The sequence below is a fragment of the Haloarcula pellucida genome (assembly GCF_014647235.1).
In the GTDB taxonomy this organism is placed as follows: domain Archaea; phylum Halobacteriota; class Halobacteria; order Halobacteriales; family Haloarculaceae; genus Haloarcula; species Haloarcula pellucida.
Genome location: NZ_BMOU01000002.1, coordinates 529,153 through 548,393, shown reverse-complemented (window position 1 = coordinate 548,393; position 19,241 = coordinate 529,153). Strand labels below are relative to the sequence as shown.

Annotated in this window: 18 protein-coding genes; 10 read left to right on the top strand and 8 right to left on the bottom strand. The window is 68.5% G+C overall.

All coding sequences use genetic code 11. The annotated features are described in order from the left end of the window. The first annotated feature begins 69 nt into the window (after positions 1–69). Positions 70–1,170, top strand: a complete 1,101-nt coding sequence (locus IEY28_RS09470) for a hypothetical protein (RefSeq protein ID WP_188996703.1) — start codon at positions 70–72, stop codon at positions 1,168–1,170. Positions 1,171–1,219: 49 nt separating this feature from the next. Beyond that, on the top strand, positions 1,220–1,867 hold the full coding sequence (locus IEY28_RS09465) for a metalloregulator ArsR/SmtB family transcription factor (protein WP_188996701.1): 648 nt from the start codon (positions 1,220–1,222) through the stop codon (positions 1,865–1,867). Here IEY28_RS09465 and IEY28_RS09460 read toward each other — a convergent pair. Then, on the bottom strand, positions 1,859–2,356 hold the full coding sequence (locus IEY28_RS09460; protein ID WP_188996699.1) for a hypothetical protein: 498 nt from the start codon (positions 2,354–2,356) through the stop codon (positions 1,859–1,861). The genes IEY28_RS09465 and IEY28_RS09460 overlap by 9 nt on opposite strands. Positions 2,357–2,489: 133 nt before the next feature. On the opposite strand from IEY28_RS09460, the gene gatD reads away from it, so the two are divergent. The 5 genes from gatD (at position 2,490) to IEY28_RS09435 (ending at position 10,060) form a co-directional block, all read left to right on the top strand. After that, the gene (gene gatD, locus IEY28_RS09455; protein ID WP_188996697.1) at positions 2,490–3,737 is read left to right on the top strand and encodes a Glu-tRNA(Gln) amidotransferase subunit GatD; all 1,248 of its coding nucleotides are present in this window, start codon (positions 2,490–2,492) and stop codon (positions 3,735–3,737) included. Between the two features lie 102 nt (positions 3,738–3,839). After that, entirely contained in the window at positions 3,840–5,486 is a 1,647-nt protein-coding gene (locus tag IEY28_RS09450; RefSeq protein WP_188996695.1) for an outer membrane protein assembly factor BamB family protein, read from the top strand. A 167-nt stretch (positions 5,487–5,653) separates the two neighbouring features. Further along, positions 5,654–7,294 (top strand): outer membrane protein assembly factor BamB family protein, encoded by a 1,641-nt coding sequence (locus IEY28_RS09445; protein WP_188996693.1) that lies wholly within the window; start codon positions 5,654–5,656, stop codon positions 7,292–7,294. A gap of 142 nt (positions 7,295–7,436) precedes the next feature. Beyond that, positions 7,437–9,122, top strand: coding sequence for a PQQ-like beta-propeller repeat protein (locus IEY28_RS09440; protein ID WP_188996691.1), 1,686 nt, complete (start codon positions 7,437–7,439; stop codon positions 9,120–9,122). 38 nt (positions 9,123–9,160) lie between these two features. After that, a complete protein-coding gene (locus tag IEY28_RS09435; protein WP_188996689.1) occupies positions 9,161–10,060 on the top strand; it encodes a GNAT family N-acetyltransferase in 900 nt (299 codons plus the stop codon). A 17-nt stretch (positions 10,061–10,077) separates the two neighbouring features. Here the strand turns inward: IEY28_RS09435 and IEY28_RS09430 are convergent, their stop codons facing one another. The 3 genes from IEY28_RS09430 to IEY28_RS09420 are packed head-to-tail and all read right to left on the bottom strand — an operon-like array spanning position 10,078 to position 13,265. Then, on the bottom strand, positions 10,078–10,353 hold the full coding sequence (locus IEY28_RS09430) for a ubiquitin-like small modifier protein 1 (RefSeq protein WP_166972116.1): 276 nt from the start codon (positions 10,351–10,353) through the stop codon (positions 10,078–10,080). 42 nt (positions 10,354–10,395) lie between these two features. Further along, a complete protein-coding gene (locus IEY28_RS09425) occupies positions 10,396–12,045 on the bottom strand; it encodes a cation:proton antiporter regulatory subunit (protein WP_188996687.1) in 1,650 nt (549 codons plus the stop codon). Beyond that, the gene (locus IEY28_RS09420) at positions 12,042–13,265 is read right to left on the bottom strand and encodes a potassium channel family protein (protein WP_188996685.1); all 1,224 of its coding nucleotides are present in this window, start codon (positions 13,263–13,265) and stop codon (positions 12,042–12,044) included. Before IEY28_RS09420 ends, IEY28_RS09425 begins: the two co-directional genes overlap by 4 nt. A 109-nt stretch (positions 13,266–13,374) precedes the next feature. Between IEY28_RS09420 and IEY28_RS09415 the strand changes: the two genes are divergently transcribed. After that, on the top strand, positions 13,375–14,541 hold the full coding sequence (locus IEY28_RS09415; protein WP_188996683.1) for an NAD-binding protein: 1,167 nt from the start codon (positions 13,375–13,377) through the stop codon (positions 14,539–14,541). Here IEY28_RS09415 and IEY28_RS09410 read toward each other — a convergent pair. Then, entirely contained in the window at positions 14,538–16,061 is a 1,524-nt protein-coding gene (locus tag IEY28_RS09410; RefSeq protein ID WP_188996681.1) for an HPP family protein, read from the bottom strand. The genes IEY28_RS09415 and IEY28_RS09410 overlap by 4 nt on opposite strands. Positions 16,062–16,131: 70 nt before the next feature. Beyond that, positions 16,132–16,857 (bottom strand): guanosine phosphorylase, encoded by a 726-nt coding sequence (locus IEY28_RS09405; RefSeq protein ID WP_188996679.1) that lies wholly within the window; start codon positions 16,855–16,857, stop codon positions 16,132–16,134. 80 nt (positions 16,858–16,937) lie between these two features. On the opposite strand from IEY28_RS09405, the gene IEY28_RS09400 reads away from it, so the two are divergent. After that, positions 16,938–17,153 carry a hypothetical protein gene (locus IEY28_RS09400; RefSeq protein ID WP_188996677.1) on the top strand — a complete coding sequence of 72 codons (216 nt, stop codon included), beginning with the start codon at positions 16,938–16,940 and terminating at the stop codon, positions 17,151–17,153. A gap of 1 nt (position 17,154) precedes the next feature. Here IEY28_RS09400 and IEY28_RS09395 read toward each other — a convergent pair whose 3' ends face one another. Next, on the bottom strand, positions 17,155–17,631 hold the full coding sequence (locus IEY28_RS09395) for a hypothetical protein (RefSeq protein WP_188996675.1): 477 nt from the start codon (positions 17,629–17,631) through the stop codon (positions 17,155–17,157). 40 nt (positions 17,632–17,671) lie between these two features. Beyond that, a complete protein-coding gene (locus IEY28_RS09390; RefSeq protein ID WP_188996673.1) occupies positions 17,672–18,508 on the bottom strand; it encodes a DUF63 family protein in 837 nt (278 codons plus the stop codon). An 89-nt stretch (positions 18,509–18,597) separates the two neighbouring features. Between IEY28_RS09390 and deoC the strand changes: the two genes are divergently transcribed. Next, positions 18,598–19,236, top strand: a complete 639-nt coding sequence (gene deoC, locus IEY28_RS09385) for a deoxyribose-phosphate aldolase (RefSeq protein ID WP_188996671.1) — start codon at positions 18,598–18,600, stop codon at positions 19,234–19,236. The last annotated feature ends 5 nt before the right edge of the window (positions 19,237–19,241 follow it).

Here is a 19,241-nt window from a genome sequence, read left to right as displayed (position 1 = left end):
TCACTCGGCGCTGAACGGAGCGAACGAAGGGGCCGCTTTTTAGGGTGGGTCGGCAATGAGCGAGTAGAGATGACTCGACGGTACGTTGTGGGACTCGTGCTGTGTCTCGTCGCCGCTGCAATGCTGGGCTTACCGGCGGCCGCGGCACAGGAGACGACCACCGACACCGCGACCAACGAGACTGCGACCACCGACACCGCGACGAACGGTACCGCGGCCAACGACACCGACGGCGGACCGGGTCTCGGGGCGCAACTGACCGCGTTCCTGCAGTCCAGTTCGGCCGCGACCGACGACACGGTCGAGAACGGTATGTGGCAGGCCGGGTTCGAGCGTGCGAACGAGAATAAACGGGCGCAGATGGTGACCAGTCGAACGGGCGCTCTCGAACAGCGCCTCGAACGGCTTCGCGAGCGAAACGAGAGCCTCCGCGAACGGTACGAAAACGGAACCATCCCCCGGCAGGCCTACGTCGCCCAGCAGAGCCGTCTCGCCGCCCGCATGGACGCACTCGAAACGGCAGTGAACGACACGGACGAGGCCGCAGCAGTGGCCGGCGTCGAGGATAGCAGAATCGAACGGCTCAAAGAGAACGCCAGTCGGCTATCAGGACCGGACGTCGCCGCTATCGTGCGTGGGAACGGCGGCGGCCCACCGGTCGACGCTCCCGGCCAATCCGAGGCGAGTACCGACGAGGGAAACACGTCGGCGAGAGGCCGTGACCGAGGCGCTGACGGTCAACCCGGAGACGGCGGCGCCGTACCGGCCGACGAGCCCGGTCCAGCGGCCGGTGATGACACGGACCCTCGTAACTCGAACGCGACGAACAGTTCCGCGAACGAGACGGCCGGCAGCGACGGCGCGGGAAACGCGGGCGGCGGTGCTGGCGGCGCTGGTGATGGCGGTGCTGGCAGCGCTGGCGACGGCGGTGCTGGCAGTGCTGGTGATGGCGGTGCTGGTGGCGACGGCAGTGCTGGTGACGGCGGTGCTGGTGGCGACGGCAGTGCTGGTGACGGCGGTGCTGGCGGCGACGGCGGCGCTGGCAGTGCTGGTGACGGTGGCGACGGCGGTGATGGCGGTGCTGGCGGCGACGGCGGCGCTGGCAGTGCTGGCGACGGTGGCGACGGCGGGAGTGGGGACGGGTCGGCCGCCGGTGGCCGCGCTAACTGACGGCCGCAGGAGTCACCCTTTTCTACTGCGACCCGCTACCCTCGGGTGAATGGACTCCGCCGAGTTGCTCGACTTGCTGGGGAACGCCAATCGGCGACGTATCCTCCGCTTGCTCGCACACAAACCCTGCTACGTGACCGAGATAAGCGAGTACATCGGCGTCAGCCCGAAGGCCGTCATCGATCACCTCCAGAAACTGGAGGACGCCGGCCTCGTCGAATCTCGCACCGACGATCAGCGCCGGAAGTACTTCTCTATCGCCCGGAACCTCCGTCTGGAGGTCCGCGTCTCCCCCTACGAGTTCGGGACCAAGAGCGCCTACCCGGCCAATCCCGGACTCGACATCTCCACCTGTCGGCACCTCTCTATCGACGTCGACGAGGAGGGCGACGGCGAGTTGCGTGACCTCGCCCACGAACTCGAACACCTCGAACAGCTGGAGAACGAACTCTCGCTGGCCCAGCGGTGGGTACAGGGTCGCGTCACCGACGTCCGCGACCAGTTCGACCAGCGCGTAGATGACGGCGACGGCCGCCTGTACGCGGAACTCGTCAGTGCGCTGTCCCACGGGCCGGCGTCGGTCCGGAAGTTAGCACGGACTATCGAGGCACCGCCCGAGATGGTCGACGAGGCGCTCGAACGACTGGCCGATGAAGGCGTCGTCGAGCAGACCCGCGACGGGTGGCAGTTACGATAGGTCCCGCGTCAGGCCGTCGCGCAGGTCCCGGCCGAAGTAGTGACCGAGGAGTGCGAGGACGAGCCCCACGGCGGCGGCGACGGCGAACAGGCGCCCCATCCCGAGTTGACCGCCGGCGATGCCACGGACGACGAACTGCGAGAGAAAGGACGTGACCGAGAGGAGGCCAGCGGTGACCCCACCGGCCAGCGCCGTCTCCGCGTAGCGTCGCTCGCGCGCCACCAGCCCGTAGACGAACGCGCCGGCCGGAATCCCGAGTAGCGCGGTGAACGGAAGCAGGGGGACCAGACTCCCGGCGACGGCGCCGCCGCCGACGGCGACGAGCGCGAACAGGAGCGCCCGGAGCGAGAAGTAACTCCCGCCTGCTGACTCGGACTCGGTCTCGGTGGTCGTCGAGAACCCGTCGAGACGGCCGATACCGGGGCTCTCTTCGGCTGTATCGGCCTCCGCGTCGGTCTCGCGGGTCCGCTCTGCCGTTCGCTCGGACATACGTTTCGTTCGGCTCGCTGGACCTATGGCCTTTGTGGAGGTGTGGCGGTGGTGACTGGAACAGGCGCCCCCACCGCCCGGAGCGAGCGCCGAAACAAATGGGTTCAAGTCACGCCGGCAGGAACCCACGCGCATGAACGCAGGCGACCGTGTTCGCGTCGACAGCGCGGACCAGAGCTACGAGGGCGTCTTGCTGCCCTCCAGTACGCCCGACCACGTCGTGGTCAAACTCGACGGCGGGTACAACGTGGGCATCGACCGGGACGAGGCGTCGGTCGAGGTCCTCGAATCCGACGTCTACGACGTCGAGAGCGCACAGGACGAGGACAGTCACTCCGAAATCGAGTTCGACGAGGAACTCCCGACGGTGTCGCTCATCTCTACCGGCGGCACCATCGCCTCGACCGTCGACTACCGCACCGGCGCGGTCACCGCGCAGTTCGACGCCGAGGACGTCCTCCGGGCGGTGCCGGACCTCGCGGGGATGGCCAACTACCGGGGCCGCGTCGTCGCCAACATCCTCTCGGAGAACATGACGACCGACGTGTGGCAGGACCTCGCACGCGCCGTGAAAGCGGAGATCGAGGCCGGGGCGGACGGCGTCGTCGTCATGCACGGCACCGACACGATGCAGTTTACGGCCTCTGCGCTGGCCTTCATGCTCGATACGCCGGTGCCGGTCGTCTTCACGGGTAGTCAGCGCTCCGCGGACCGCCCGTCCTCGGACAACGTGATGAACGCCGTCTGCGCCGTCGAGGCCGCCAAGAGCGACTGCGCGGAAGTGCTGGTCTGTATGCACGCCGACGAGTCCGACGACCGCTGTGCGCTCCACCGCGGCACCCGCGTCCGAAAGAACCACACCTCCCGCCGGGACGCCTTCGAGACGGTCGGCGCGAAACCGCTCGGCGACGTCGACTACGACACCGACGGCGACAACGCGGTGACCTTCCGCCGCGAGTACACCGAACGGGGCGAGGCGGACCTCGCGCTCCACGACGCCCTCGCAACAGACGTCGAACTCCTGAAGTTCACGCCCGGGATGGACACCGAACTGCTCGAAACCGCCGCCGAGGGGGCCGAGGGTCTCGTACTGGAAGGCACCGGACTGGGCCACGTCAACACCGAGTGGATTTCGGTGCTCGACGACCTCGACATCCCCGTCGTGATGACCAGCCAGTGCCTCGAAGGCCGGGTGTGTGACCGCGTCTACGACACCGGCCGAGACCTGTTAGCGGCCGGCGTAATCGAGGGCGAGGATATGCTCCCCGGCACCGCGAAAGTGAAACTGATGTGGGCGCTCGAAAACGCCGACGACGCCGCCGACGCGATGAGCGAACCGCTGGCCGGCGAGATTCAGCAGCGGTCGACCCCTTGGTTGTAGCGCTCGCGACACCGCCGGCCGGGTCGAACTGACGTTTTAAAACCGCGTTTTGCGACGGTTACCACACGACTAGTAATTTCGCACACACCCGAGCGTGCGGACATGTCTCGACAGCAACTCGTCGCGCTCGTCCTGACGGTCGCGGTCTGTGTATCGCTGGTGCCCGTCGCCGTGGCGGGCCCGACCGACGCGGACGACTGGCCCGGCGAACGCGGTGGGCCCGCCGCGACGGGGTCCAACGCGGGGAACGCCCCCAGCGGCACGAACGTCACGCTGGCCCACGAGTATCCGGCCGGCGACTCCAGAGCGGGGGTCGTCCACCAGAACGGCACGAGAGGCGCGGGCGAACCGACCACGCCGGCCGTCGTCGACGGGACGATGTACGTCGGCTACGACCACACCGGTTCGCCGGGCTATCACAGCAGAGGCGACGTCGTGGCGTACGACACGACGACGGGCGAGATGGTGTGGAACCGGACCGCGTTGCCGAAGGTTCGGTCGACGCCCTCGGTGGGCAACGACCGCGTCTACGTCACCGGAACCGGCCCCATCTACGACCGACAGCACCCGGAGGAGGCGAGTGCTGTCGGCGGTCGCCCGGGCGGGACGTTCGCCATGAACGCGACGACCGGCGAGATGGAGTGGTCGCGAAACGTCTCTGGTCAGGGGCAGGTGCTGGGCGAGGACCGACTCTACGTCAACACCGGTCGCGCGGTCGCGCTGAACGCGACGACCGGTGAGACGGTGTGGGACGGTCCCGAGGACGTTCGACCCACCCACCTCGCGCTGTCGAACGGGACCCTCGTACTGACCGAGGCGTCCCGGAACGTCTCTGTCGTCGCGCTGAACGCGACGACCGGCACGGTCGAGTGGAACGCCACCCTCGACACGTCCGCGGAGTCCGCCGACCCCAGCGGCCTCGCTATCGACGACGGGACCGTCTACGTCTCCGACGGCGAGGACACGCTCGGAGCGCTTTCGCTCGCAGACGGCGCCGTCGAGTGGCGGCGAGACTACGGCCAGAGCGGCGAGCAAAGCGGCCTCACTGCACCGGCGGTCCAGAACGGCACCGTCTACGTGAGCGAGACGCTCGGACACTCGGCGGTGTACGCACACGACGCCGAGACGGGAGCGACCGAGTGGCAGTTCGACCCGGCGGGCGCGGCGTTCGCTGCCCCGACCGTCGCCAACGGGACCGTCTACGTCCCCGCGAAACAGGAACTGGCGTCCGGGGACCGCACCTCCGAAGGCGTGTACGCACTGAACGCCAGCACCGGCGAGCGGCGCTGGACGTACGCCGACGACCGACCCATCGACCGGAGTACGGTGGCCGTGACGCCCGCGGAGGGCCACGTGTACGTGACGCTCGGCGAGCGAGAGATATTCTACAACGACGGGGCGCTGTACGCCCTGAACGCCTCGGACGAGGCGCCCGCCGACTACAACCGGTTCGTCGACAGAATCGACGACGACCCCGCCCCCTCTGTCACCCTGGCGTCTGACCCGCCGAACGCCGAGGACCAGAATCTGCCGGGCGGGTACAACGTCACACTGACCGCGAACGCCAGCGACACCGACGGCACCGTCACGGCCATCGAGTGGGACGTCGACGCGGACGGCGAATTCGAGCAGTCCGGCGAGTCCGTCACGATTCCGCTTGATTACTGTGGGGCCCTGACGGTCACGGTTCGCGTCACCGACGACGACGGCAACGTCGCAACCGACCGTATCGTGCTGTCGACGGTATAGCGCGCCCGCCAGTTCGAAGCGGCCACGGAGTCCGGGCGTTCGAGGCCGGGGTGGGCACCGTACTCGGAGAGGCCACTGCGTCTCCCGGCGTACGGTGTCGAAAACGCGACGTTATGTCTGTTTAACAGAGGGATAGTAAATGGGAACTGCGATAAATTCTCCCACAGATGGAACGAAACCAACTCCTGACAATCGCAGCCGTCGTCGCTATCTGTGGGTCGGTCGTGCCGACCGTCGCCGCCGCGGGACCGACACTCGCGGAGACGGGCGACGACTGGCCCACCGACCGCGGCGATCTCGGACGGACCGGTGTGAACGCGGGTAACGCGCCGACCGGCCCGAACGCGACAGTCGAACGAGACTACCCCGGTACGGGGACGGAGTTCGGTGAGCCGACTGCTCCGGCAGTCGTCGACGGCACGATGTACGTCGGCTACGACGATACCGGCGGCGACGTGAGTTACCAGAGCAAGGGCCACCTCGTCGCCTACGACGCCTCGACCGGCGACGTCCTGTGGAACCGGAGTCGGTTCCCGAAGATTCGCCAGACGCCGACCGTCACCGACGGACGGGTGTACGTCTCGGGCCGCGGGCCGTACGACAGCGGGATGGGGCAAGTCACCGGCGACACTCGCGGCGGCGTCTTCTCGCTGAACGCGACCACCGGCGACGTGCGCTGGGCGCGCAACGGGAGTGACTTCGACCGGGTGACCGGCCATCTGGTGGCCGACGGTCGCGTCTACGTCCAGCAACCGAGGGTCCTGCGCGCACTGAACGCGACGACGGGAGCGACGGTGTGGTCCCGGAGCGACGTCTCGGCCGACGCGATGGCGTGGGGTAACGGAACGCTCGTCGCCGTCTCCGAGGGGAGCGACGGCCCGACGGTCACCGCACTGGACCCGGCGACGGGCGACCAGCGCTGGGCGACGACGACGTCCACCGACGACGAGTACGTCGATCCCGGTGGCGTCGCCGTCGCCAACGACACCGTCTACGTCTCCGACGGTGAGAACAACGTCTCCGCACTCGCCGTGGACGGTGGCAGTGTCGAGTGGACGACGGCGTTGCGCTCCGAGACGGGTGACGTCCCGGCCGAGTCGGCGTCCGCACCGGCGGTAGCAGCAGGCGTCGTCTACGTCAGCACGACCGACGATGCGGTCGGCACCGTCCACGCCGTCGACGCCGAGACGGGGGCGACCGCGTGGCGGTTCGAACGGGCCGAGGCGGAACTGTTCGCCCCGACCGTCGCGAACAGGACCGTCTACGTCGGCGCGAAACAGGCGGCAGAGGCGGGTCACCTGTCGGCCGACGGCGTCTACGCCCTCAACGCGACCGACGGTGGAGAGCGGTGGAACTTCGCCCGCCAGGAGTTCATCGACCGGAGCGTCGTCTCGACCACGCCCGCCAGCGGGAAGGTGTACGTCACCGTCCGCGAACGGGAGATATTCTTCAACAGCGGTTCGCTGTACACGCTCGAATCGACCGACGAGGCCGTCGGCCCCCGACACCAGTTCAGAGAGGGCCAGCCGGTGACCTACGAACCGACCCTCACTGTCACGACGACCCCGCCCGACGCAGAGCACCGGGACTTAGACGCGGGGACGAACGTCACGCTGACCGCGAACGCGAGCGACCCCGACGGCACCGTCGCGGCCATCGAGTGGGACCTCGGGAACACCGGTACCGTCGACCGGTCGGGCGAGCACATCACCGTGCCGCTGGACTACTGTGGAACGCTGGTCGTCAGGGTCCGGGTCACCGACGACAGCGGCGAGACCGTCAGCGAGTGGATCCGGCTCTCGACCTGACCCCGGCGACGCGGTGGCCTGTCGATACGTCGTCGGTACGCCCGAATCTCCCCGACGTGCGCACTCGGATGGCCGTCTAACGCGACATTATCACGGGTTATCTCTCAGATAGTAAACCTCATTCTCTTTGAAACGGCAGCTGATGGTACGAAACAAATTGTTGACAGTCGCAGTGGTCGTCGCCGTCTGTGGGTCGTTGGTCCCCGCCGTCGCCGTCGCAGGGCCGACCGCGACGGACGCGTCGGCAGACGACTGGACGGCCAGTCAGGGCGACGCACAGAACACGAACGCGAACGACGCCGACGGGCCGACGGGCCCGAATGCGACCGTCGCTCGGCAGTTTCCGGACGGTGGCGCGGAGTCAGACATCGGCCGACCGTCGGTGCCCGCCGTCGTCAACGGGACGGCGTACGTCGGCTACGACGACTCTGGATCCAGTGCGACCTACGTCAGCAAGGGCCGTGTCATCGCCTACGATACGGCGAGCGGCGAGGTCGAGTGGAACCAGAGCGACATCCCCGGATTCACCGAAACCCCCACAGTCGCCGACGGCTACGTCTACGTGACGAGTTCGGGCGACGGGGCCGACACGGACGACGACCCGGCGAACCAGACCGCCGGGGTCTACGCCCTGAACGCTACCACCGGCGAGATAGCGTGGACCCGGACCGGCTCCGATGCGGGTAACTTCGTCGTCAGCGACGGTCGGATGTACGTAGAGACCGGGGCGAACCTCACCGCGCTGAACGCCTCGACCGGCGAGACGGTGTGGACCCGGCCCGCCGAGCAGGACGCCTTCGACATGGCCGTGGACGACGGGACGCTGGTCCGTCGAGAGGGGGGACCGTCGGGGAACGAAACCACCCTGCGAGGCGTGAACGTCTCGACTGGTGACGTACGGTGGAACGCTACGCTCACCGGTACCGATACGTTCGACAACTACTACGTCGTGCCCGAGCGATCGACCGTCAGCGCCGCCGACGGGACCGCCTACCTCACGGTCGGCGACCGGACGCTCTCGGCCGTCTCGCTCGACGACGGGTCGGTCGAGTGGGAGCGGACAGTCACCAACGAGAAGCGAAACCTGGAGACCCAGTGGCTCTCCCCGCCAGCAGTCAAGCACGACACAGTGTACGTCAGCACGCTCCACGGGAGCGACGACGGTGACAACAGCACCGTCTTCGCTCTGAACGCGACGACGGGCGAGACGGAGTGGCAAGCGTACAACGACGCGAAACTGTTCGCACCGACCGTCAGCAACGATACCGTGTTCCTCCCGGCCGAACAGGTGACCGTCGAAGGCCAGCAGTACGGCTCCGCGCCTCGTGATGGCGTCTTCGCACTGGACGCCACCTCCGGCGAGATCCGCTGGACCTACGCGCTCCCCGGCCTCGCCCACAGCAGTCGGTTGTCGGCCGCGCCGGCCGAAGGGGCACTGTACGTCCGCACGACTACCTGGGACGTCTACAGCGACGACGGGCGGGTGTACGCGCTGGAGTCGACAGCGAACGCCACGCCAGCAGACAGTCGGTTCATCCTGCAGGACGACCCCCGGACGAAGCCGTTCGTCTCCATCGAGACGGACCCGGCAAACGCCGGGGACCGCGACTTAGACGCGGGGACGAACGTCACGCTGACCGCCGACGCCAGCGACCCCGACGGCGACGTCACCACCATCGAGTGGGACGGCGACGAGGACGGCGAGTTCGAACAGTCCGGCGAGTCCATCACCGTCCCGCTGAACTACTGTGGGACGCTGACGGTCACGGTTCGCGTCACCGACGACAGCGGCGAGACGGCCGTCGAAAGCGTCGAACTGACCACCTGACTCGTAGCTTTTTCCCCCCGCCGTCCGACGGACGAGACATGTCACCGACCGTCCGTCAAGCACGGGCCGACGACTACGACGACGTCGTCGCCTTCGCCGAGGAGGTATGGGCCGACCGGCCCGACACCGTCGACTACATCCCCGAAGTGTTCCGGCAGTGGGTCGACACCGACGGGCCGACCCAACACACCGTCGTCGCCGAGGTCGACGGCGCGGCCGCGGGCCTCTGTCAGGCAGTCATGCTCACCGACCACGAGGCGTGGTTTCAGGGCATCCGCGTCGACCCCGACCACCGCGGCGAGGGCCTCGGGAAAGCGATGGTCGGACACCTCTTCGAGTGGGCCCGCGGGCAGGGCGCGACCGTGGGCCGAAACATGGTGTTCTCGTGGAACGACGCCGGCCTCGGGCAGTCCGTCGCCACCGGGTTCGACCCGGACACCGCGTTCCGCTGGGCGCACCCCGAGCCACGCGACGTGAGGCCCGACGCCGACGGGCCCGCCGTCGAGAACGACCCCGCGGCGGCGTGGAGTTACTGGACCGGGAGCGAGGGACGAGGCGCGCTCTCCGGCCTCGCACTCGACCCGGGCCAGCCGTGGGCGCTCTCGGAGTTGACACGGGAGCGACTGTACACGCTAGCCGACGAACAGGCCGTCTTCGCCGTCAAGGACGACGGGACGTGCGGGATGGCCGCCCGAGTGCGAGAGACCGTCGACCCCACCGCCGACGAGACGCTCGCGGAGTACGCCCTCGGGACGTGGGTCGACGCCGACGCCGCAGCGTCCCTGTTCGACGCGATACGCGCCGACGCCGCCCAACTGGACGTCGACGGGACCAGAGTGTTGATTCCGGAGACGCCGCGTCACGTCGCCGAGGCGGCCTTCGTCCGGGCCGACCTCGCGGACTGGCCGGACTTCGTGCTCTCGGCCGACCTCACGTGACGACAAAAGACCGCCGATTAGCCGCCGCTGACCGGCGGAAACAGCGCCAGTTCCGACTCCGAGTCCACCGTCGTCGCGAGGCCGTCGCCGTCCGCGAACGGGTCCTCGCCGTCGACGAGGAGGCGGACGTGGTCGGCCAGTTCACCGTCTTCGAGGAGGTCCTCGGCCAGCGCCGGTCGCTCGGCTAGCAACGCGTCCAGTGCCGTCTCGACTGTCGCACCCTCCGCCACGTCGACGCGGACGGTCCCGCCGTCGGCCGCAGTCCGCAGATGCGCGAACAGTTTCCACTCCATACTCGAATCGGGGCCGGCCGTGACTAAGAGCGTTGCGACCGGTCAGGTGCCACCGCGGTCGGTGTCGTCGCTGTCGTCGGCCAACTCGTCGTCGCCCGCGGCCGTGTCGCCCCGTTCGTCGCTGCCAGTCGCTTCGGCATCCGCGGGTTCGGCGTCGTCTCTCGCCGCGTCGCCGTCCGAGTCGTCCGTGCCGGAGATATCGGCCGCGTCGACCTGTTCGTCGGGGTCCCACACCGGGATAGTGTCGTCGGCGTCTGTGTGCGACTGGGCCACCGACTCGGCGTCCGCCGACGTGCCGTCCTCCAGAAGCGCGCTGTCGTCACGCTCGTCGTCGGCATCGGACGAGTCGGAGTCAGTCTCGACGGGTACCTTCGCCGAGTCGGTCCCAGCGGCCGTCTGCGCGTCGTCGGTGTCGACCGCCGAGTCGGGGTCGGCGTCCGCGCGCTCCTCGTTGGGGCCGGGGGCAGCCGTCTGCGCGTCGTCGGTCGGTGGTTCGTCGGCTGCGTCGCTCACTCGGGGTTCTGTCTCTGCCGTCCCGGCCGTCTCGACACGTCGGAGGCCGTCGGGGGTGGCGATGGCGTAGATCACGTCGCCGGCCGCCAGCACGCGGTCCCTGGAGGGAATCGTCTCCGGACTCGCGTCGTCGCGGGTGATGGCCGCGACGGTCACGCCGAGACTCCCAACCGTCGTTCCGACGAGGTCGCTCCCCGCCTCGACAGTGACGGTGCCCATCGTCTCGTCTGCGGCGCGGAGGAGCGAGGCGAACTCCCGGTCCGGTCGGTCCTGTACCGGGAGCGTGACCAACTTGTACGTCTCCGCCGGGTCGAGTTTCGGGGTGTCGGCCGCGTCGATGGCGACGGTCACCACCTCGTCGGCGATACCACGGAGTTCGCCGGTGAGCACGCGCTTTGGCGGGTCGTCCGCCCAGACCTGCACGAGGTCGCCCGAACTGGCGGCATGTGCGGGGTCGGCCCGCACGGCGACGGCGTTCGTCGACGGCGGCAGGGTCGGCCCGATACCGGCGGCCCGTGACCCGACGGCGAGATAGGAGACGTCGCCGTCGTCACCGAACTCGACGTCGACGTGGCCGACGCCGTAGTCCGTCTTGAGTCGCGTGACGAGTCTGTCTCGCAGTTCCCCCTTCGTCAACCGACGGGGAAAGAGGAACCGGCGTTCGGCGAGTTGCGCCTTCGTGGCGTCGGGCATCGGGTCGTAACCCACGATGTCGGCAATCTCCTCAGGGAGGTGGACCGAGGTGACTCGCCCGACGGTCTGGACGATTTCGCTCACGTCGGCGTCGACGTCGCGCCCACCGGTCGCGGCAAAGAGGTCCGTCCCGAGGCGGTCACCGACCTTCGTCCCGGTCAACGCGGCGGCCCCGCCGACGGCGAAGGCCGCGAGGTTCGGCAGGACATCGCTGGACGCGAGGACCTGTTCCTTCCCGAGAATGACGTCGCCGAGTGAGCCCGTCGTCCCGAGGTACAGCGCGACCGCGCTCAGTCCGAAGAGGACGCCGAGGCCAGTCGGCACGCGTTCGCGGACGTACCACCGGTACCCCATCGCGACCATCCCGGCGGCCGACGCGGCGGCGATGCCGAGGCCGAGCAACTGTGCACCGAGAACGAGCGGATCGTCCGTTCGCAAGCCACTCTGCAGTACCACTCCCCCCTGCAACGGTGTCGCGGGCGTCATGCGACCGCCTCCTCGAAGGCGTCGAGGTCGTCGTGTGGCCCGACGGCGTACAGTTCTTCGCCCGCCTCGATGGTCGTCTCCCCCCGCGGCGCGAGTCGCCACCCACCCTGTTCGCGGACGGCGACGACGGCGACGCCGTACGTCTCTCGGACCCGCGCCTCTCCGAGCGTCGTCCCGTCGAGAGCGCCGTCGTCGCGGACCGTGAGTCGACGGAACCGGTTGCCTGCCCGTCGCAACAGCGAGACGAGTTCGTACTCCCGCCGGGTGCCCCGTGGCTCGACGACCACCTTCGCCGACTCGCTTCGGAGGAGTGGCTGGACGTCCGTCCGGTTGACCGCGATAGTCAGGCGTCCCTCGCCGCCGTCAGTCGTCGGCGCCCCGACCGGTGCCGGCGGCGCCTCGGTGTCGTCGGCTAGCTCCGGGTCGTCGGGCGTCTCGACCGACGTTTCGGACCCCTTCGACCGGGCACTGACGACGGTCCCTCTGACCTGTGCGTCCGTCGTGAGCACCGTCACTTCGTCGTTTCGCGCCAGTCCGGTCGGGAGCAGTGCATCGACGGAGACGGCGTGTCGCCCGTCGGTGACGCGTTTCGAGAGTCCCGAAAACGGCGGCGCGGCGACGACGGTGGCCCGCCCCTGTTCGTCGATGGTCACCGCCACGTCGCCGAGGTCGAACTCCGTCTTCAGTCGCCGCTCCATCTCCGCTTCGAGTTCGCCGATACGGAGGTCGGCGGGAAACGTCCACTCGCCGCCCCGAATATCGGCCCGGAGCGGTTCCGACAGCGGTGGGTACCCCTCCATGTCGGCGACTTCGCCGACGACGCGGATACGGACCTCGTCGCGTCCGCCGAACCGCTCTACCACGTCGGCCGAGAGCGTCCTGTCCCGGAGGCCCTGAAACGAAAGTCGCTTCGGGAACGTCGCCCCCATCTGGTCGCCCTTGCTGTGGGCGTACATCGACACCATCCCGACGAGGACGATGGCAGTGATGATTCGCTCGGCGTTGGGCGCCTGCGTGATGGACTCGTCGGCAAGCGCCAGCAACCCGCCGCTGACCCCTGCCAGCGCGATCGCGAGGACGGCGACGGCGAATCCGGGGAGGGTGACGCCAGTGAAGTACTTGAACCCGAAGCCGAGCGCCCACGACGCCAGCGCCGGGATGACCCCGACCAGCAGGCCAAGATAGATGCCCAGGAGAATCTCGATGGGGAGCGAAGCCATGTCCCCATCCTGCGCGGCCGGTGATAAATCGCTTCCGACGGTTCACCCGGCCTCGTCCCGGAGGTGGTGGGACAGTACATTTACACCACCCCATCGACACAGGGGTGATATGGACTGGTCGCGGGAGTGGTTGGGGACGCGGGCGACGATACTCCTTCCGACGCTGGTAGCCGTGCTGTCGTTCGCGACGGGCGTCGCCAACATCACCGCCCCCATCAGTGGAATACTCGGCACCACCGTCCCCGAGAGCCTGCAGCAGGCCGCCGGTTTCACGGGTGCGCTGACCGGCTTCTCGCTGCTCCTGAGCGTCCTCGGCCTCCGCCGCCGCCTGCGTATCGCGTGGTACGTTACCGTCGTGTTGCTCCCAGTTTCGGCGCTGCAGGGCGTGGTGCAGTCCTCGCCGCTCTCCCTGCCGCTGGTCGTCCTCTCGCTGGTGTCGCTACCGACGGTGCTGTTGAACCGCCGGCGGTTCGACCGGAAACTGGACCTCTCGACGACGCAACTCGCGGCGGGGGCGGCCCTGCTGGGCGCGCAGGTGTACGGCACCGTCGGGACGTGGGCGCTCCGCGAGGAGTTCGTCAACGTCGAGACGCTCACCGACGCGTTCTACTACACGCTCGTCACGGCCAGCACCGTCGGCTACGGTGACGTGACGCCGGTGAGCGAGCGGGCGACGCTGTTCGGCATGTCCGTCGTCGTGCTGGGGACGGCCAGTTTCGCCATCGCGCTGGGGTCCCTGCTCGGCCCGGCACTCGAAAAGCGGTTCGCGGAGGTACTCGGGAACATGACTGACGCACAACTCGACTTGCTCGAGAACCACGTGGTGGTTCTGGGCTACGGCGACCTGACGGAACCGATACTCGAAGAACTCGTCGACGCGACGGATTTCGTCGTCATCACGCCGGACTCGGAGACGGCGGCCCGCCTCCAGCAACGGGACATCGCGGTGCTGACCGCCGACCCGAGCGACGAGGAACCGCTCCGGCGGGCCGGCATCGAAGACGCGCGGGCGGCCGTCGCGGCCACGAACGACGACGCACAGGACGCGCTGGCGATTCTGACAGCCCACTCGCTCAATCCGGACCTGAACATCGTCGCCGCCGCGACGGAGCGAGAGAACATCGAGAAACTCCGTCGGGCGGGCGCGAGTACGGTCATCAGCCCCGCGCTCATCGGCGGCCACCTCCTCGTCCAGTCGGCGCTGGGTCGCGAAGGGATGGAGAACATCGCCGACCACCTGCTGGACATCGAACGCGAGGACGACGCCGACATCTAGTGGCTCCGGTCGACGATAGCCACGTCGGTATCGACGTCGTCCAACCGCTCGAACGTCGGCGGTGAGACGAACCGCGACGCCGCACTCCGGTCCCGACTGGCCCCAATCATGACGAGGTCGTACTGGGTCCCGCTCGTCTCCAGAAACTCGTTGATGCCGGCACGGGAGACGCGCGTCTCGATGGCGCCGTCGAACGGTTCGACGAGGTCGGCGAGCATCTCTTCGGCAGGGCGGCGGTTCTGGTGTTCGTCGATGCAGGTCGCGACGGCGACGTGACCGCTCTTGCCCGCCAGTCGGGTCGCAAAGTCGACCATGTTGTGGGCCACGTCGCTGGTGCGGCGAACCGGCACTAGCACCCGCTTCCAGTGGGACCGCTCGGCACGCGAGCGGTGGACGAGTACGTCAGTGTTCCCCCGGAACAGGCGTCGGAGGTACGGCGACAGTGCCCCGTGTTCGCTCTCGTAGGGCGCGACGACGAGGTCGCAGTTGGTCTCGGCGGCCGTTTGGAGCGTCGTCGCCGCCGGGTTGCCGTCGTCGATGGCGACGACGACCTGACACGGGACGCCGGTCCGCGTCTCGATTCGGGCGGCGTGGGTTTCGAGCCAGTCGACATGTGCGTCGAAGTCGGCGGCCTCTGTCGTCTGTGCGTCGACGGCGTCACCGCCGTCCCCGGCGATACGGCCGGCCGACTCGGTTCGCCCCGTGCCCGATACGTCGGTGTCCGTTTCGGAGAACATGTCCAGTTTGACGGTGTCCTGCAGCAGTTCCCGCTCCGTCGCCGCGGCCTCCGAATCGGAGACCATGTCGAGCAAGACGACCTTGCTGGCCTCGTGTGCGGCCGCGAGACGAGCGCCGAGCATCGCCGTCCGGCCCGCAGTCTCGCCGCGCATCGGCACCAGCACGTGGTCGTCGCCGGTCGTCGACCCGTAGAGATACGTCGCCCGCCGGTCGTAGAACCGGGCCCGCCAGACGACGAAGACGCTGGCGACCAGCGCACTCGCGAGGGAGATGCTCCCGACGAAGGCGAGTTGCTGGTTCGGTTGGACCAGCAACGCCAGCAACGCCGTCGAGTACGACGACGGTTCCTCGATGTCCAGCGGCCACGTCACGAGACCGGTGGCAAGCACCGCGAGGCCGGCGGCGGTGGCGCTGACCGCGAACTGGCCAGTGGGTGGCGCGAGGACGGCGCTCGACACGTTGAGCGCGCCGAGGCCACAGACGGCACCGATGGTGAGACCGACGACGAACCGCTTCGGGTCGGAGTACTTCGCCGTCGGGTCGACGAACAGCGTGTACGTACCCGACGCCAGCGGCGGGAACAGCAGGAACGTCAGCTGCGGGACGGCGTTGGCCAGTGTCGTCACGACGGCGATGAGCAACGGGACGAACACGAGCATCGAGAGGTGGACGACGCGGTTCGTCGTCTCGGCCCAGCGGCGGAACTCTCGCAGTTCCCGACGCTCGACCCGCCGGGCACGCGAAAGCAGCGTCCGGACTCGCCGGGCCAACTGGTCGAGCATATCTACACAGTCACACGACGAGGCCGTAAGTTCACCGCCGGGCGACGTGGGGATGCCAGCGGTCGCCGCCTCAGAGCGACGTGGCGGCGGTCAGCGAGATTTCGATGGCGCGTTCGACGTTGTTCTTGGCCTTCTCGGGGAGTTCCTCGGCGTCGGTCGTCCCCTTCTGGGTCCCTTCGACGAGATTGCCGTCGACGGTACAGATTGCGCCGGCGGCCAGTCCCTTCCGTCGGGCCAGCGAGAAGATGGCGGCGGCCTCCATCTCGACGGCCAGCAAGCCGGCGGCTTCCCAGTTCTCGACGTACGCGTCGGTCTCGGCGTAGAAGGCGTCGTCCGTGGCGATTGGGCCGACGTGGACGTCTTCGCCGTTGGCTTCGGCCGCGTCCACCAGCGCCGACAGGGCGTCGTAGTCCGGGACGGCCGGGACTGCCGTGGCCTCGTAGCGGTCGGTCGTCCCCTCGTCCTTGGCGGCGCCGGTGGCGACGACCATGTCGCCGATTTCGATGCCGGACTGGAGCGCCCCCGTGGTGCCGACGCGGAGGAACGTCTCGACGCCGACGGCGGCCAGTTCCTCGACGGCGATAGCCGCCGACGGCGACCCGATGCCCGTCGAACAGATCGTCAGGTCGGTGCCCTCGTAGGTGGCGTTGACGACCTTGTACTCGCGGTTCTCGGCGACCACCTCGTGGTCGTCGCAGTGGCCGGCGATGCGGTCGACGCGTCCGGGGTCGCCCGGCAGGAGCGCAACGTCGTTCAGATCGCCCGGTTCGACCAGCAGATGGGGTTGTTTCGCCATGGCGGTCGTTCGACCCGACCCAGTAAGAACGCCGGGGATTCGTCGGAACAATGAGGTAGGGGCAGGGCAACGGTGTGGGTATGAGTGACGACTTCTCGCCGTTCGACAGGCGGATGCGCTGGCCGGCGGTCGTCTCGGCCGTCGCCGGGTTCGGCCTCGGGTTCGTCGCCGTCTTCGCCCAGCGGACCGGCACCGGCGCGGACGTGCCGTGGGTGTACGCGCTCCCGTTCGGCGCGCTGGCGGCGGCGTTCCTGTTCGGTGTGATGTACCGCAACCTCTCGAAACAGTACGGCTGAGTCAGAGTTGCGTGACGAACACCGGGACCACGAGCGCGAGCGTCGTCCCGTAGATGAACGACGAGAGCGCCCACTGCTGGACGACGTCGTCTCGCCGGCCACTGAGACTCCCGCCGGCGCGGGGCATCGCCACGCGCTCGAAGAAGTAGTAGACGAACAGCGTGACACCGACGGCCCCCAGCAGATGCGGAATCGCCGGAACGCCGGCGAGCGAGAGGCCGGCCGGCAGTATCGCCGCCAAGGCGTAGACGAGAGCCCCGTACAGCAGCGCCGCGGCGGTGCCGGTGACGTGGTGGACGGCCACTGCGAGTGGAGTACTCACATCGGCCGGGTCGACAGCGGTCAGTCCCCCGGCGGCGACGTACGCCGGAAGGTATCCCTCCGGTTGGACGTACATCGGGATGTTCAGCAGAACCGCCGCGAAGACGCCGGAAAGCACGCAGATGAGCCCCCACTGGCCGAGCGAGAACGACAACATATCCGACACCTCGCTGGGGGGCACAATGAGCGTTTGGAACCTACACCGGCGTAAAGAGGAACAGCACGACGTTGTTCGTCGCCGGACCGAGGCCGACGGCGGCGATGAACGCCAGTAGGAGGCTTCCCTCGGCGGGTTCGTCCTCCAGATACTGGTGCATGAGGACGACGACGGCCACAGCGACGACGAGTTTCACCAGCGCGAACAGCCACCCCTCACCGATGAGAGGGGCCGTCGGGAGCGTCCCGGCGAAGTCCATGATGGCACGGGGCACCGGCGAGCGCTCGCCGACGCCGATGACGTCCGTCCCGATGGCCGTCGACACGCCGTCGAAGGCGTGGGCGAACACGACGACGGGCGCGGCGTACCGCGTACGGACGATTATCGGCGTCCGCCAGAGTGCGACGAGCAACAGCGTTATCGCCGAGAGGACGACAGCGCCGACCACGGCCACGGTGGGCCAGACGAGTGCCAGCAGTTCCGAGCGAAGCGCCGTGATAGCCGCGAGCACCAGCAACACCGTCAGGATGCCCGTGCCGGTCAGCCCGAGGTTCCGCGAGACAGTCTCGTCGTGGCCCCGCCGGACGCCGAACAGCGAGAGGAGGACCCACACCGTCCCCAGCGTGACGTACGTCGTGAAATACACCGACGGCGTCCCGAACAACGGTCTGAGGACCGGGTCGTACACCTCGATCGGGGGTTGGCCGAGTGCGTGGAGCGTCCCGCCGATCGCCATCCACGGAGCCAGCGCCACGACGATCCGCTGGTCTATCGGCGGGTCTAGCGCGACCAACAGAGCCGACACCACCAGCGTCCCACCCGCGAGCGCCGCCAGATACGGCACCGGCGGCAGTCCGAACCCCGTAGGCAATACCATATCTGCACGCCGACCCGGCACGCCGAAAAGGTTCCGGCCTCGCGTCGCGTCGTCGGGACGTTTAGGTGCTCGCCGCCTCTGGACCCGGTATGGACGACCTTCCCGACCGGGTGGAACACACCGTCCTCGGACCGACGACGACGCCCGACGACGTGCGAGCGTGTCTGGAGGACGCACTGGAGTACGGGATGCGGGCCTGTATCCCGCCGTGTTACCTCTCACTCGCGAGCGACTACGCGAACGTCCCGCTGGCGACGGTCGTCGACTTCCCGCACGGACAGGGAAGCACCGACACGGTCTGTCACGCGGCCAAGCGCGCGTGGGACGACGGCGCCGACGAACTCGACGTGGTCTGTAACGTCGGTTTGCTGAAAGCCGGCGAGGACGACGCCGTCCGTGACCACCTCACCGAAGTCGTCGCCGCCGTTCCCGTCCCCGTGAAGGTCATCGTCGAGGCACCGCTGCTGACCGACGAGGAACTCCACCGCGTCGGTCGACTGGTCGCCGACGCCGACGCCGCCTACCTCAAGACGGCGACGGGGTTCTGCGAGGGCGGTGCCACCGTCCACGACGTGGAGATTCTGAGCCAGTACCTCCCGGTGAAAGCCAGCGGGGGCGTGGGGTCCTACGAGGACGCGACGGCGCTGTTCGACGCCGGGGCCGAACGCATCGGGGCCTCCAGCGGGGACGTCATCGTCTCCGAGTGGCGCGACCAGCGACCGGAGTAGGCCGC

Bases quoted from the DNA above. Each gene is read 5' to 3' on its own strand.
- IEY28_RS09470 (WP_188996703.1), top strand. From the start codon at position 70: ATGACTCGACGGTACGTTGTGGGACTCGTGCTGTGTCTCGTCGCCGCT.
- IEY28_RS09465 (WP_188996701.1), top strand. From the start codon at position 1,220: ATGGACTCCGCCGAGTTGCTCGACTTGCTGGGGAACGCCAATCGGCGA.
- IEY28_RS09460 (WP_188996699.1), bottom strand. From the start codon at position 2,356: ATGTCCGAGCGAACGGCAGAGCGGACCCGCGAGACCGACGCGGAGGCC.
- gatD (WP_188996697.1), top strand. From the start codon at position 2,490: ATGAACGCAGGCGACCGTGTTCGCGTCGACAGCGCGGACCAGAGCTAC.
- IEY28_RS09450 (WP_188996695.1), top strand. From the start codon at position 3,840: ATGTCTCGACAGCAACTCGTCGCGCTCGTCCTGACGGTCGCGGTCTGT.
- IEY28_RS09445 (WP_188996693.1), top strand. From the start codon at position 5,654: ATGGAACGAAACCAACTCCTGACAATCGCAGCCGTCGTCGCTATCTGT.
- IEY28_RS09440 (WP_188996691.1), top strand. From the start codon at position 7,437: ATGGTACGAAACAAATTGTTGACAGTCGCAGTGGTCGTCGCCGTCTGT.
- IEY28_RS09435 (WP_188996689.1), top strand. From the start codon at position 9,161: ATGTCACCGACCGTCCGTCAAGCACGGGCCGACGACTACGACGACGTC.
- IEY28_RS09430 (WP_166972116.1), bottom strand. From the start codon at position 10,353: ATGGAGTGGAAACTGTTCGCGCATCTGCGGACTGCGGCCGACGGCGGG.
- IEY28_RS09425 (WP_188996687.1), bottom strand. From the start codon at position 12,045: ATGACGCCCGCGACACCGTTGCAGGGGGGAGTGGTACTGCAGAGTGGC.
- IEY28_RS09420 (WP_188996685.1), bottom strand. From the start codon at position 13,265: ATGGCTTCGCTCCCCATCGAGATTCTCCTGGGCATCTATCTTGGCCTG.
- IEY28_RS09415 (WP_188996683.1), top strand. From the start codon at position 13,375: ATGGACTGGTCGCGGGAGTGGTTGGGGACGCGGGCGACGATACTCCTT.
- IEY28_RS09410 (WP_188996681.1), bottom strand. From the start codon at position 16,061: ATGCTCGACCAGTTGGCCCGGCGAGTCCGGACGCTGCTTTCGCGTGCC.
- IEY28_RS09405 (WP_188996679.1), bottom strand. From the start codon at position 16,857: ATGGCGAAACAACCCCATCTGCTGGTCGAACCGGGCGATCTGAACGAC.
- IEY28_RS09400 (WP_188996677.1), top strand. From the start codon at position 16,938: ATGAGTGACGACTTCTCGCCGTTCGACAGGCGGATGCGCTGGCCGGCG.
- IEY28_RS09395 (WP_188996675.1), bottom strand. From the start codon at position 17,631: ATGTTGTCGTTCTCGCTCGGCCAGTGGGGGCTCATCTGCGTGCTTTCC.
- IEY28_RS09390 (WP_188996673.1), bottom strand. From the start codon at position 18,508: ATGGTATTGCCTACGGGGTTCGGACTGCCGCCGGTGCCGTATCTGGCG.
- deoC (WP_188996671.1), top strand. From the start codon at position 18,598: ATGGACGACCTTCCCGACCGGGTGGAACACACCGTCCTCGGACCGACG.